At 65.0% G+C, this 13250-nt stretch carries 12 protein-coding genes; 5 read left to right on the top strand and 7 right to left on the bottom strand.

Translation table 11 applies throughout. The annotated features are described in order from the left end of the window. Positions 1-140: 140 nt before the first annotated feature. The 6 genes from HZF03_RS09860 to rpiA form a co-directional block, all read right to left on the bottom strand. Positions 141-1895, bottom strand: a complete 1755-nt coding sequence (locus tag HZF03_RS09860; protein ID WP_119017840.1) for an NAD+ synthase — start codon at positions 1893-1895, stop codon at positions 141-143. 43 nt (positions 1896-1938) lie between these two features. Continuing rightward, entirely contained in the window at positions 1939-2292 is a 354-nt protein-coding gene (locus HZF03_RS09855) for a diacylglycerol kinase (protein ID WP_119017839.1), read from the bottom strand. A gap of 130 nt (positions 2293-2422) precedes the next feature. Next, the gene (locus HZF03_RS09850; RefSeq protein ID WP_011157539.1) at positions 2423-3811 is read right to left on the bottom strand and encodes a class II 3-deoxy-7-phosphoheptulonate synthase; all 1389 of its coding nucleotides are present in this window, start codon (positions 3809-3811) and stop codon (positions 2423-2425) included. A gap of 187 nt (positions 3812-3998) precedes the next feature. Further along, the gene (gene gor / locus HZF03_RS09845) at positions 3999-5384 is read right to left on the bottom strand and encodes a glutathione-disulfide reductase (RefSeq protein WP_119017838.1); all 1386 of its coding nucleotides are present in this window, start codon (positions 5382-5384) and stop codon (positions 3999-4001) included. A gap of 17 nt (positions 5385-5401) precedes the next feature. Beyond that, a complete protein-coding gene (locus HZF03_RS09840) occupies positions 5402-5911 on the bottom strand; it encodes a DUF2059 domain-containing protein (RefSeq protein WP_012495513.1) in 510 nt (169 codons plus the stop codon). A 26-nt stretch (positions 5912-5937) separates the two neighbouring features. Next, positions 5938-6636: a ribose-5-phosphate isomerase RpiA gene (gene rpiA / locus HZF03_RS09835; protein ID WP_011157536.1), complete on the bottom strand. Its 699-nt coding sequence runs from the start codon at positions 6634-6636 to the stop codon at positions 5938-5940. A 150-nt stretch (positions 6637-6786) separates the two neighbouring features. On the opposite strand from rpiA, the gene HZF03_RS09830 reads away from it, so the two are divergent. The 5 genes from HZF03_RS09830 to HZF03_RS09810 all read left to right on the top strand — a co-directional run bounded on the left by HZF03_RS09830 (position 6787) and on the right by HZF03_RS09810 (position 11867). Further along, positions 6787-7464 carry an HAD-IA family hydrolase gene (locus tag HZF03_RS09830; RefSeq protein WP_012495512.1) on the top strand — a complete coding sequence of 226 codons (678 nt, stop codon included), beginning with the start codon at positions 6787-6789 and terminating at the stop codon, positions 7462-7464. Between the two features lie 163 nt (positions 7465-7627). Further along, complete coding sequence (locus HZF03_RS09825) at positions 7628-8077, top strand: hypothetical protein (protein WP_011157534.1); 450 nt, start codon at positions 7628-7630, stop codon at positions 8075-8077. 106 nt (positions 8078-8183) lie between these two features. Beyond that, positions 8184-9218, top strand: coding sequence for a GTP 3',8-cyclase MoaA (gene moaA / locus HZF03_RS09820; protein WP_119017837.1), 1035 nt, complete (start codon positions 8184-8186; stop codon positions 9216-9218). Positions 9219-9391: 173 nt separating this feature from the next. Then, positions 9392-9988 carry a TRAP transporter small permease subunit gene (locus HZF03_RS09815; protein ID WP_011157532.1) on the top strand — a complete coding sequence of 199 codons (597 nt, stop codon included), beginning with the start codon at positions 9392-9394 and terminating at the stop codon, positions 9986-9988. A gap of 37 nt (positions 9989-10025) precedes the next feature. Beyond that, a complete protein-coding gene (locus HZF03_RS09810) occupies positions 10026-11867 on the top strand; it encodes a TRAP transporter large permease (protein ID WP_012495509.1) in 1842 nt (613 codons plus the stop codon). A gap of 190 nt (positions 11868-12057) precedes the next feature. Here HZF03_RS09810 and HZF03_RS09805 read toward each other — a convergent pair whose 3' ends face one another. Continuing rightward, entirely contained in the window at positions 12058-13149 is a 1092-nt protein-coding gene (locus HZF03_RS09805; protein WP_012495508.1) for a TRAP transporter substrate-binding protein, read from the bottom strand. Positions 13150-13250 lie beyond the last annotated feature (101 nt).

Here is a 13250-nt window from a genome sequence, read left to right as displayed (position 1 = left end):
CTGGGTCTGCTTCGCAGAGCGCCGACGCGATCCGCAGTCGATTGGCTATCGCCACGCTCAGCAGGTCAGTTGCACGTCAAACAAACCGAGCGCGCGACGCTTGCGAAAGCGTCGGCTGTCCGCGCGCCCGCAACTTACCCCTACCCCTCGAACGCCTCGCTCGACGCCCGCCCAACCTTCGTCACCAATGCCTCGTCCGGCGCCGGCAGTACTTCCGCTTTGTCGCGAAAACGGTTGGTGATGGGGTAGCGGCGGTCGCGGCCGAAGTTTTTGCGGGTGACCTTGACGCCTGGCGCCGCTTGGCGGCGCTTGTATTCGGCGATGTTGAGCAGCCGTTCGATCCGCACCACAGTGTCTTTATCGAAGCCGTCGGCGACGATACTCGCCAGCGGCTCCTCGCGTTCGACCAGACGCTCCAGGATGGCGTCGAGCACGTCGTAGGGCGGCAGCGAATCCTGGTCGGTCTGGTTTTCGCGCAGCTCCGCGGTCGGCGGGCGGATGATGATGCTTTCGGGGATCACCTCGCCGTCAGGGCCGAGCGCGTCGTCCGGCTTCCAGCGGTTGCGCAAGGACGACAGCCGGAACACCTGCGTCTTGTAGATGTCCTTGATCGGGTTGAAGCCGCCGTTCATGTCGCCGTACAGCGTGGCGTAGCCGACGCTCATTTCCGACTTGTTGCCGGTGGTCACCACCATCGCGCCGGTTTTGTTGGAGATCGCCATCAGCAGCGTGCCGCGGGTGCGCGCCTGCAGATTTTCCTCGGTGATGTCCCGCTCCAGCCCCGCGAACGGCTTCGCCAGGATCGCCTCGAAGCCTTCGACGGCTTGCGCGATCGGCAGCACCTCGTAGCCGAAGCCGAGTGCGCTCGCGAGGCGGCCGGCATCGTCGAGCGAGATCTGCGCGGTGTAGCGGAACGGCAGCATCACGCCGCGAACCTTATCTGCGCCGAGCGCATCGACCGCGATCGCCGCGCACAGCGCCGAGTCAATGCCGCCAGAGATGCCGAGCAGCACGCCGGGGAAGCCGTTCTTGCGGACGTAGTCGCGCAAGCCGAGCACGCAGGCAGCGTAGTCCGCCTCATCGCCCTCGATCACCGGTGCGACCGGGCCGTCGCAGCGCCAGCCCGCCGCGCCCCTCACGAAGCTCAGCGTGGTGACGCTCTCGACGAAGCCGGGCAGCTGCGCCGCCAATGTGCGATCGGCGTTGAGAACGAACGACGCGCCGTCGAACACCAGTTCGTCCTGACCGCCGACCTGATTGACGTAGACCAGCGGCAGATCGCTCTCGGTGACGCGCGCCACCGACACCGACATCCGCATGTCGTTCTTGCCGCGCGCGTAAGGCGAGCCGTTCGGCACGACCAGAAGCTCGGCGCCGGTTTCGGCCAGGCACTCCACCACGTTCTCGTAGTCTTCGGACTCTTCGAGCCAGGTGTCCTCGCAGATCGGCACGCCGATCCGGACGCCGCGGATCGTCACCGGACCCGACACCGGGCCGCGGGCGAACACCCGCTTTTCATCGAACACGCCGTAGTTCGGCAGATTGACCTTATGGCGGATCGCCGCGATCCGGCCGCCGTCGAGCAGCGCGCAGGCGTTGTACAGCTTGCCGTTATCGACCCACGGCGAGCCGATCAGCATCGCCGGGCCGCCGTCGGCGGTTTCGCGCGCCAGGTCCTCGATCGCGGCACGGCAGGCTGCCTGGAACGCCGGCTTCAGCACCAGATCTTCCGGCGGGTAGCCGGCGATGAACAGCTCCGGATAGACGACAAGATCGGCGCCATCGGCCGCCGCGCGTCGGCGCGCATCGCGCGCCTTGTCGGCATTGCCGGCAATGTCGCCGACCGTCGGGTTGAGCTGGGCGAGCGAGATCGTCAGGCGGGCGGCTTCGGTCATAACCGAGATTTAGCGACAGCCGGCAGGCTTCGCAATCGGCCGGTCAGATCAGCCCGAACCGCTCGGCGAGCGCGAACAGCCAGAACAAGCCGGCGATTGCCAGCGCGACGCCGACCGCGGCCGATCCCATGTCCTTGACCCGGCCGATCTGGAGGTCGTGTTCGGTGGTGAGCCGGTCGGCCAGCTTTTCGATCGCAGTGTTCAGCAGCTCGACCACGATCACCAGCGCAACCACCGCGACGAGTTCGACCCGGCGTGCCGCCGTGGTGCCGATCAGCCAGGCGGCCGGAACGGCGAGCACGAGCGCAACCAGCTCCTCGCGGATCGCCTGCTCGGAGCGGATCGCGAATTTCAGTCCGCGCCACGAATTGATCGTCGCCCGCCAGAACCTCAGCACGGGTTCACGCCTCTGATCTCCGTCATCACGCCCACGCCGGCCGCGGGCAGCCTCGTTGAGGGAAGCTCGAACATGCGAATGGCCGGGACGAGCCCGGCCATCGCGTAGCGGATCGTGATCGCTGCGCCGGTCAGAGGCCGGCCGCCGCCTGCAGCGGGCTGGCCTTGCCGGCCCTGCCCTGCTTCAGGAGGTCCGCGATCAGGAACGCCATGTCGATCGACTGCTCAGCGTTCAGCCGGGGATCGCAGGCGGTGTGATAGCGGTTGTTGAGGTCTTCGTCGGTGATGGCGCGGGCGCCGCCGAGGCACTCGGTGACGTTCTGGCCGGTCATCTCCAGATGCACGCCGCCGGCATGCGTCCCCTCCGCGGCATGGACCGCGAAGAACGAGCGCACTTCCGACAGGATGCGATCGAACGGCCGGGTCTTGTAGCCCGAGTTCGACGTGATGGTGTTGCCGTGCATCGGATCGCACGACCACACCACGGTCCGGCCCTCGCGCTTCACGGCGCGAACCATCGCCGGGAGGTGCTCGCCGATTTTCTCATGGCCGAAACGGCCGATCAGCGTCAGCCGCCCCGGCTCGTTGTCGGGATTGAGGATATCGATCAGCTTGAGCAGTTCGTCGGTCTTGAGCGACGGACCGCACTTCAGGCCGATCGGATTCTTGATGCCGCGGAAATACTCGACATGGGCGTGGTCGAGCTGGCGGGTACGGTCGCCGATCCACAGCATGTGGCCGCTGGTCGCGTACCAATCACCCGTGGTCGAGTCGACGCGGGTCATCGCCTGCTCGTAGCCGAGCAGCAGCGCTTCGTGGCTGGTGTAGAAATCCGTGGTGCCGAGCGAGGAATCGACCGCGAAGGTCAGGCCGCAGGCGCGCATGAAATCCAGCGCGCCAGAAACGCGATCGGCGAGATCCGCATAGGCCTTCGACTGCGGACTGTCGCTCACCGACTGCAGCATCCAGCTATGGACGTTCTCGACGCTGGCGTAGCCGCCCTTGGCGAAGGCGCGCAGCAGGTTGAGCGTCGCGGCCGACTGCCGATACGCTTCGATCTGCCGGCGCGGATCGGGTACGCGGGCTTCCTCGGTGAACGCGACGTCATTGATGATGTCGCCGCGATAGCTCGGCAGCTCGACGCCGTCGCGCTTCTCGACCGGAGCGGAGCGCGGCTTGGCGAACTGGCCGGCGATGCGGCCGACCTTCACCACCGGCGAGGCGCCGGCGTAGGTCAAGACGATCGCCATCTGCAGGAAGACGCGGAACAGGTCGCGAATGTTGTTGGCGCCGTGCTCGGCGAAGCTCTCGGCGCAATCGCCGCCCTGGAGCAGGAAAGCGTCGCCGGCCGCCACCGTGGCCAGCGCCTTCTTCAGGTTGCGCGCCTCGCCCGCAAACACCAGCGGCGGAAAGCTCGCGAGCTGCGCCTCGACATCCGCAAGCGCCTTCGCGTCGGGATATTGCGGCATCTGCTGCACCGGCTTGGCGCGCCAGCTATCGGGTGTCCAGCGTTCGGACATAGGCCACTCCTGAAGAAACAAGCCGCCAGTTAAAAATGGGTCGCGGCGGGCGCGTTATACACAGCAGCCCTGCCAACCGCTAGTTGGAAATCAGGGGGCAGAATACAACCCCTTGCGGGAAAAGCCTATTTTGTTGGCGAGGCGGGCCCGCCTGAAATTTCGGCAAGGCCCGGGACGCCGCGGCCGGCTATTCGGCGGCTTCGCGCTGGTAGCGCGCGGTGCGGGTGCGCATCGTCACCAGTTCTTCGGCGGCGGTGGGGTGCAGCGCCATGGTGCCGTCGAAGTCGGCCTTGGTGGCCTTCATCTTCATCGCGACCGCCACCACCTGGACCAGCTCGGCGGCATCCGGCCCGACGATATGGCAGCCGAGCAGACGATCGGTGGTGCCGTCGACGATCAGCTTCATCAGCACGCGCGACTGGCTGCCGGACATCGTCCCCTTCATCGGACGGAAATCGGTCTTGTAGATGTCGACGACGCTGTATTGCGCCCGCGCCTGGGCCTCGGTCAGCCCGACGGTGCCGACCTGCGGCTGCGAGAACACTGCGGTCGGGACGTAGGAATAGTCGACTTGGATCTGCTTGCCGCCGAACACATTGTCGGCGAAGGCATGGCCCTCACGGATCGCCACCGGGGTCAGATTGGTGCGGTGGGTCACGTCGCCGACCGCATAGATGTGCGGCACCGAGGTGCGGCAGTGGTCGTCGACGGCGATCCCGCCATTGTCCGGATTGATCGCGACGCCGGCCTTCTCCAGGCCGAGATTGGCAACCGCCGGATGCCGGCCGATCGCGAACATCACTTGATCGGATGCGATGCTGGAGCCGCTCGACAGATGCGAGGTGTATTCCTCGCCGAGCTTCTCGACAGCCGTCACGGTGCAGCCGGTGATGATGGTGATCCCTGCCCGCTCCATCTCGGTGCGGACATGAGTACGGACGTCCTCGTCGAAGCCGCGCAGGATGTTGTCGCCGCGGTACACCAAAGTGACGTCCGAACCGAGGCCGGCGAAGATGCAGGCGAATTCCAGCGCGATGTAGCCGCCGCCTTGAATCAGGATGCGCTTCGGCTGCTGCGGGAGGTGAAACACCTCGTTGGACGAAATCACGTGCTCGATGCCGGGGATCGGCTTGCCGTGATTGGGCGCGCCGCCGGTCGCAATCAGGATCGTCTTGGCGCGAACCTTTTCGCCGGTCGACAGCAACAGTGTGTGCGGATCGTCGAACACCGCGCGCGCCTTGATGGTGCGCGCGCCCGCCTTCTCGACGTTGTTCGCATAGATCTGCTCGAGCCGCGCGATCTCCTTGTCCTTGTTGGCGATTAGCGTCGACCAGTTGAATTCCGCGGTCGGGATGCTCCAGCCGAAGCCGGCCGCATCCCGGATCTCTTCGTGAACCTGGGAGGCGTAGACCATCAGCTTCTTCGGCACGCAACCGCGGATCACGCAGGTGCCGCCGAACCGATACTCTTCGGCGACGACGACGCGGGCGCCGTAGCCGGCGGCGATTCGTGCGGCTCTCACGCCGCCAGAGCCACCGCCGATGACAAACAGGTCCGCGTCGAAGTCAGCCATTTCGCCTCTCTGGTCGATCAGATGTTCTTGCCGCGCTTACGCATCTCGGCGCGGAATTCGCCGTTCACTTCCTCGGCGAACTTCTGCGCCCACTGATTCATGAACTGCATGCTTTCGGCAATCGACTTCGGCTCCTGGGTGAGCAGCTTCTGGCCGAGCGGCGACTTGTAGAAGGTGACCAGGTCCTTGAGCTCCTGCTCGGTGAAATCGGTGGCGTAGATCTTCGCCATGCCGTCGCCGATTTCCTTCTCGCGGCCCGCCAGCTTCTTGGCGATCACCACCGCGACCTCCTTGAGGTCCTGCTGATAGTTCAGGTTGCTCTGCATCAGCGTGTCCATGGTGCGCTGAATGATGTTCGGCACCGCCTGGGCGTAGATGCCGCCGGCCCGCTTCAGCTCCAGGATCTCCTTGGCGGACGCGATCGCAGCCGGCGACGGCTGCTTGGTCTGCGCCTGAGCCTGATGGCCGACCAGAGCGACGCCGAACACCAACGCGGCGGCCAGCAATGCCTTCGACAGATATTTCATTCCAATTCTCCTGAGATGATCGGCGCTCACGCGCGTTCGATGGTTCGAATTCCGTCGGCCCCTGCCAGCACGACGGTGCTCGCCATTCCGACAAACAACCCATGCTCGACTACGCCCGGAATCACGGACAGCAACTGGGCCAGACGAGGAGCATCGGGTATCCGCCCGAGCTGGGCGTCGAGGATCCAGTGGCCACCATCGGTGACGAAAGCATGGCCGTCTTTGCCGGGCCGGAGCTTTAATTCGCCGTCGCAGCCGGCGGCCGTGAAGGCATTCTGCAGCGCCCGGCGGGTGGCGCCGAGGCCGAACGGGATCACCTCGATCGGCAGCGGGAAGCGGCCAAGGGTGTCGACCAGCTTGGATTCGTCCGCGATCACGATCATGCGATCCGAAGCCGCGGCGACGATCTTCTCGCGCAGCAGCGCCCCGCCGCCGCCCTTGATCAGGTCGAGATGGTGGTCGACCTCGTCGGCACCGTCGATGGTGATGTCGAGTCGGTCGATCTCGTCGAGGCTCGTCAGCCGGATACCGCAACGCTCGGCATCCGCGCGCGTCACTTCCGACGTCGGCACGCCGATGATTTCGAGCCCGAGCCGCACCCTTTCGCCAAGTAGTTCAACGAAATGCTTGGCCGTCGAGCCGGTCCCGAGGCCGAGCTTCATTCCGCCCCGCACCTCTTCCAGCGCCCGCGCCGCAGCCCGCCGCTTCAACTCTTCCTTGTCCATGACCCGGCCTACCCCGTTTCCGCCCCTTTGCTGTCCCCGGCGCGGCGCGGGCATATCTAGCGGCGTTTGGGCGCGGCGAACAGCACGGATTCTGGGGTCGAGCATCGCCAAACGGTTGCAGAAACCCGCAGAGAAGGTTAGCGGTCGAACATGACCGCATCTCCCATTGTTGTCTTCGATCTCGACGGCACGCTGATCGACACCGCGCCCGACCTGATCAACGCCCTGAATTTCATCCTCGTTCGCGAAGGCATGCCGGCCGTTCCGATGGCCGTCGCGCGCAATATGATCGGACAAGGCGCTCGCCGCCTGCTCGAACGTGGCCTCGAACTCGACGGCCGGGTGATCGCGCAGGACGACGTCAATCGCCTCACCGTCGATTTCATCGACTATTACGCCGCCCACATCGCCGACGAGTCGCGCCCGTTCGAAGGGCTGGAAGCGACGCTCGACGAGCTGTCGGAGAGCGGCTACCGGTTTGCGGTCTGCACCAACAAGCTCGAATGGCTGTCGAAGCTGCTGCTCGACCGGCTCGGGCTCAGCCCGCGCTTTGCGGCGATCTGCGGCGCGGACACTTTCGGTGTTGCCAAGCCTGACCCGGCGATCCTGCGCGAGACCGTGGCGAAGGCCGGCGGCGACCTGTCGGCGGCCATCATGGTCGGCGACGCGGGACCGGATGTCGGTGTCGCGCGCCGGGCCGGCGTGCCGGTGATCGGGGTCGAATTCGGCTACACCGAAGTGCCGATCGCCGAGCTCCAGCCGGACCTGTTGGTCGGCCATATGCGCGAGCTGCCGCACGCGGTCGGTCGGCTGCTGCCGCGACGCTGACCCGAAGGCGATACCTTTGAAATTGTGGCGAAATTCAGTTCGCTAACAGGTCGCGTTAACTAACTCTTAAGTTTGTTGGACGCGCAGTTGCCAGCGTTCCGGCAGGCTCCTATGGTCCGCGCGGGACTGTGGCCGTTGGCCGCACTGAACGGATGGGAGTATCATGCGTCATCTTGTTGTCATCGCCCTGGCAGGGCTCTCGCTGGGGGGCTGCGCGTCGATGTCCGACGCCTTCAAGTCGACCCCGCCCGACGTCACTGTTCAGCTCGATTCGGTGCCGCCGGGTGCGGACGCCGTCGCCTCCACCGGGCAGAGCTGTAAGACCCCCTGCTCGATCAAAGTGCCGCCGTCGGATTTCACCGTGACCTTCTCGCTGGACAAGTTCCAGACCACGACGGTTCCGGTGCAGGTCTCGGTCGCGCCAGGCAGCTTCATGTCGGAAGGCACCACGACGGTGACGCCGAATCCGGTGACCGCCGAGTTGCAGTCCGCCAAGCCGTCGCGCAAGGCGCGCCAAGTCCGCAAGCCCCGCAAGCCGAAGCCCGCCGCTGCGGCGCCGGCCGCCGAAGCTCCGGCCGCGGGCTCGCCGTTCCCTGCTCCGGCAGCGCGCTGACATATTGCAGCGCATCACGGCGCGTGATTGTGCGCGCCGCTGATCGTGCCTAGATAGTGCGGAGACATTTGCCGCGACTGGCGGCGACCGCGACAGGGCACGCCGCATGACCAGCGCCGCGATCACTCCGCCAACCACCGTGGATCGGCCGATGACCGATCCGTTCGGGCGGACCATCGACTACCTGCGCGTCTCCATTACCGACCGTTGTGACTTCCGCTGTGTGTACTGCATGGCGGAGGATATGACCTTCCTGCCCCGCGCCAACCTGCTGACGCTGGAAGAGCTCGACCGGCTGTGCTCGGCCTTCATCGCCAAGGGCGTGCGCAAGCTGCGCCTCACCGGCGGTGAGCCGCTGGTCCGCCGCAACATGATGTCCCTGGTGCGGTCGCTGTCCCGGCACCTGAAGACAGGCGCGCTCGACGAACTCACCCTCACCACAAACGGCTCGCAGCTCGCCCGCTTCGCCGCGGAGCTGGCCGACTGCGGCGTCCGCCGCGTCAACGTCTCGCTCGACACGCTCGACCCGGACGAGTTCCGCCGGATCACCCGCTGGGGCGATCTCGACCGGGTACTAGCCGGCATCGATGCCGCCCGCGCCGCCGGCCTTGCGGTGAAGATCAACAGCGTGGTGCTGAAGGGTTCCAACGAGGACGAGATCCCGTCGCTGATGCGCTGGGCGCATGGCCTCGGCATGGGGCTGACGCTGATCGAAGTTATGCCGCTCGGCGAAATTGGCGAAGGCCGGATCGATCAGTATGTACCGCTGTCGCTGATCCGCGCCCGGCTCTCCGCCAACTACACGCTGACCGACCTGCCCGACTCCACCGGCGGGCCGGCCCGCTACGTCCGTGTCGAGGAGACCGGCGGCCGGCTCGGCTTCATTACTCCACTCACGCACAATTTCTGCGAATCCTGCAATCGGGTGCGGATTACCTGCACCGGCACGATTCACACCTGCCTCGGCCACGAGGACGCCTCCGACCTGCGACGCCCGCTGCGCGCTTCCGCCGACGACGCCCTGCTCAGCGCCGCGATCGATCAGGCGATCGGCTCAAAACCCAAGGGCCACGACTTCATCATCGACCGCCGCCATAACCGGCCGAGCGTCAGCCGGCACATGAGCGTCACCGGCGGCTAAGCGCTCCCACCTGCGACTAATCATTCCGCTGAACAGCGCTCCTGATTGCCATTTTCCAATTGACGGAACGGTGACGCGCTGGTTTGGTGCGCACGCTTCGCGAGCCCTCGGCTACAAAAAGCCGCTTCGCGTTGTAATCGCGCAGGCCGGACGAACCGGGAGGAGACCGAGCGTTGCGAGCATTGCTTGGACTGAGCAGGACGATCGACGCCTTCAACACGGTTGTGGGCCGTTGGGTGTCCTGGCTGATCGTGGCGGCGGTAGCGATTTCGGCAGTCAACGCCGTGGTCCGCAAGCTCTTCGATATGTCGTCGAACTCGTTCCTGGAATTGCAGTGGGTGCTGTTCAGCGTGGTGTTCATGCTGTGCTCGCCCTGGACGCTGCTCAGCAACGAACACATCCGCATCGACATCATCAATCACAGCCTCCCGCTCAAGGTGCGCGGCTGGATCGACATGATCGGCCACGTGTTCTTCCTGATGCCGTTCGCGATCATCCTGCTGTGGTGGTCGATCCCGTTCTTCCTGGTCTCGTATCACCAGAACGAGCAGTCATTCAGCGCCGGCGGCCTGCCGCAATGGCCCGCCAAGGCGCTGATCATGATCATGTGCGTGCTGCTGATCATTCAGGGCATCTCCGAGATCATCAAACGCCTCGCGATGATGGTCGGCGCGATCCCGGACAGCAACGCTTCCGCACAATCCGCACACAGTGCCGCCGAGCTCGAAGCGGAGCGACTGTTACTCAACATCAGCGGCGACAAAAAGTAAGCCGCTTCGTGGTCATCGCATTGGGGGGCCGGTCCGCATGACCGCACTGTTGATCCACTACATGGCGCCGATCATGTTCGCGTCGTTGGTGGTATTTCTGCTGCTGGGCTATCCGGTGGCGTTTTCGCTCGCCGCCAACGGCCTTCTGTTCGCCTTCCTCGGCATCGAACTTGGCTTGTTCCGTCCCGACTTCCTGCAGGCGCTACCCGATCGCGTCTACGGGGTGATGAACAACGAAACGCTGCTGGCGATTCCATTCTTCACCTTCATGGGATTGGTGCTGGAGAGATCCGGCATGGCCGAGGATCTGCTCGAGACCATCGGGCAGTTGTTCGGCTCAATCCGCGGCGGCATCGCCTATGCGGTGGTGTTCGTCGGCGCCCTGCTCGCCGCCACCACCGGCGTGGTCGCCGCGTCGGTGATCTCGATGGGCCTGATCTCGCTGCCGATCATGCTGCGCTACGGCTACGATCGCCGAGTCGCGACCGGCATCATCGCCGCCTCCGGCACGCTGGCCCAGATCATCCCGCCGTCGCTGGTGCTGATCGTGATGGCCGACCAGCTCGGCCGTTCGGTCGGCGACATGTACGAAGGCGCCTTCATCCCAGGCATCGTGCTGTCGCTGCTGTATGCGTTCTACATCTTCCTGGTCACGATCTTCGCCCCGAAGGCGGCGCCCGGCCTGCCGCTCGAGGCGCAGACGCTGCGTGAGCCGGAGACCGCACGGCACCCGCTGATCATGCCGTTGGCGGCGCTGTCGGCCGGCGGTGCGGCCTACCTGTTCGTCGTGCATTGGGGCGCGTTCGACTGGAGCAAGCCGGCGTTCGACAAGGTCGGCCTGTCGCAGCTGGTGATGCAGGGCTTCTGGTTCGTGATCCTGACGGCGGTGCTGTTCCGCCCGTTCATCGGCATCATCCGCACCATGACGATGTCGCTGTATCTGGTGGTGGTCGCCTCGACCGCCGCCGGCATCGTGGCGATGGGCTTCACCGACGTGAAGTCGGGCGCCGACTACATCGTGCTGACGATGTCGGTCACCGTGGCCTTGTCGTTCGTGATCGCGGTGCTGAACCGGCTGCTGCGGCTGAAGCTGCTGTCCAAGCTCGCCGAACAGGTCGTGTTCGTGATGGTGCCGCCGCTCGGCCTGATCTTCCTGGTGCTCGGCACCATCTTCATCGGCGTCGCGACGCCGACCGAAGGCGGTGCGATGGGCGCCGCCGGCGCAATGCTGCTGGCGCTGATGAAGGGACGGCTGAGCTTCGACCTCACCCGCCAGGCCACCGAGTCGACCGCCAAGCTGACCGCCTTCGTGGTCATGATCCTGGTCGGCGCCCGCGTGTTCTCGCTTACCTTCTACGGCGTCGACGGCCACCGCTGGGTCGAAGAACTGCTGGTGTCGCTGCCCGGCGGCCAGCTCGGCTTCCTGATCTTCGTCAACGCCTTCGTGTTCGTGCTGGCGTTCTTCCTCGACTTCTTCGAACTCGCCTTCATCGTCATCCCGCTGCTCGGGCCGGCGGCGGAGAAGCTCGGCATCGACCTGATCTGGTTCGGCGTGATGCTCGGCGTCAACATGCAGACCTCGTTCATGCATCCGCCATTCGGCTTCGCCCTGTTCTACCTGCGCTCGGTGGCGCCGAAGCTGCCGTATATCGACCGCGTCAGCGGCAAGCAGATGGCGCCGGTCACTACGGGGCAGATCTACTGGGGCTCGGTGCCGTTCGTGATCATCCAGCTGATCATGGTCGCCCTGGTGATCGCCTTCCCCGGAATGGTGATGCACTACAAGGGCGTTGCGGGGGACATCGACCCGTCCAAGGTCAAGATCGACATCCCGCAGATCGAGATGCCGCAGATCGATCTCGGCCCGCCGAAGTTCTGATCGAGTACGACTTCCGTCATTGCGAGGAGCGCAGCGACGAAGCAAATCCAGTTCACTGCCCTGAGCTGGATTGCTTCGCTTCGCTCGCAGTGCCGGTGAAGTTGCTCCGCCCGCCTCCCTATGACGAACGGCAACAAAAAAAGCCCGGCCTCCTCGCGGAGGCCGGGCCTTTTCGTTTCAGGCGTTCAGATCAGCCGCGGGTGCGCGAGCGGATCATGAAGCTGTCGAAGGTGTACTCCGCGACCTGCCACCACAGGTACTGGTCGGAGCGATACGTCTGCATGGCGTCGATCGCCTTCTTGAAGTCCGGGTTCTTCGCCGAGATTTCGCCCCACAGCTCGTTGGTGGCCTTGAGGCAGGCGTCCAGGATTTCGTTGGAGAACGGGCGCAGCTGCGTGCCACCGGCCACCAGCCGCTTCAGCGCGGTGGGGTTGAGCATGTCGTAGCGCGCGTTCATCCAGGTGTTGGTGTTCACCGCCGCGTTGGCGAGGATCGCCTGATAGTTCTTCGGCAGCTGGTTGAACTTCTCGAGGTTGGTGAAGGCGTGCACGGTCGGACCGCCTTCCCAGAAGCCCGGATAGTAGTAGTACTTCGCGACCTTCTGGAAGCCGAGCTTCTCGTCGTCGTACGGACCGACCCACTCGGCAGCGTCGATGGTGCCCTTTTCCAGCGCCGGATAGATGTCGCCGCCGGCGATCTGCTGCGGCACCACACCGACCTTCTGCAGCACCTGACCGGCAATGCCGCCGATGCGCATCTTCAGGCCGCTCATGTCGGCAACGGTCTTGATCTCCTTACGGAACCAGCCGCCCATCTGGGTGCCGGTGTTGCCGCAGGGGAAGCCGACCAGGCCGTACTTCTTGTAGAACTCGTTGGCGAGCTCGTTGCCGCCGCCCTGATACAGCCAGGAGTTCTGCTGACGGGCGTTGAGGCCGAACGGGACCGACGCGAACACCGCGAAAGTCGGGTCCTTGCCGACGTAGTAGTACGACACGGTATGGCACATCTCGACGGTGCCGTTGGACGTGGCATCCAGCGCCTGCAGGCCGGGGACGACTTCACCCGCCGCGAACACCTGGATCTGGAACTTGTTGTCGGTCATCTCGGCGACCTGCTTCGCCAGATACTCGGCGCCGCCATAGATGGTGTCGAGCGACTTCGGGAAGCTGGAGGTCAGCCGCCACTTCACTTCGGGCGACGATTGCGCGATCGCCGGGGAAGCCACCGCGGCCGCTGCCGCAGCGCCGGTAGCTGACACTTTCAGAAAGTCACGACGTTTCATAAGGCATCTCCTTGTTGCCGGCGTTTTCCCGGATTCCATGCGCGCTCGACCAAAAAAAGGCGAACCGCGGAGCCGTTGGTGGCGAAGCGTCTCTAACACGG

It is taken from the genome of Rhodopseudomonas palustris, from assembly GCF_013415845.1.
Classification (GTDB): domain Bacteria; phylum Pseudomonadota; class Alphaproteobacteria; order Rhizobiales; family Xanthobacteraceae; genus Rhodopseudomonas; species Rhodopseudomonas palustris_F.
Note: the sequence above shows the minus strand (reverse complement) of the source record. Positions and strands in the feature narration are given on the sequence as shown.

Bases quoted from the DNA above. Each gene is read 5' to 3' on its own strand.
- HZF03_RS09860 (WP_119017840.1), bottom strand. From the start codon at position 1,895: ATGACCGAAGCCGCCCGCCTGACGATCTCGCTCGCCCAGCTCAACCCG.
- HZF03_RS09850 (WP_011157539.1), bottom strand. From the start codon at position 3,811: ATGTCCGAACGCTGGACACCCGATAGCTGGCGCGCCAAGCCGGTGCAG.
- gor (WP_119017838.1), bottom strand. From the start codon at position 5,384: ATGGCTGACTTCGACGCGGACCTGTTTGTCATCGGCGGTGGCTCTGGC.
- HZF03_RS09840 (WP_012495513.1), bottom strand. From the start codon at position 5,911: ATGAAATATCTGTCGAAGGCATTGCTGGCCGCCGCGTTGGTGTTCGGC.
- rpiA (WP_011157536.1), bottom strand. From the start codon at position 6,636: ATGGACAAGGAAGAGTTGAAGCGGCGGGCTGCGGCGCGGGCGCTGGAA.
- HZF03_RS09830 (WP_012495512.1), top strand. From the start codon at position 6,787: ATGACCGCATCTCCCATTGTTGTCTTCGATCTCGACGGCACGCTGATC.
- HZF03_RS09825 (WP_011157534.1), top strand. From the start codon at position 7,628: ATGCGTCATCTTGTTGTCATCGCCCTGGCAGGGCTCTCGCTGGGGGGC.
- moaA (WP_119017837.1), top strand. From the start codon at position 8,184: ATGACCAGCGCCGCGATCACTCCGCCAACCACCGTGGATCGGCCGATG.
- HZF03_RS09810 (WP_012495509.1), top strand. From the start codon at position 10,026: ATGACCGCACTGTTGATCCACTACATGGCGCCGATCATGTTCGCGTCG.
- HZF03_RS09805 (WP_012495508.1), bottom strand. From the start codon at position 13,149: ATGAAACGTCGTGACTTTCTGAAAGTGTCAGCTACCGGCGCTGCGGCA.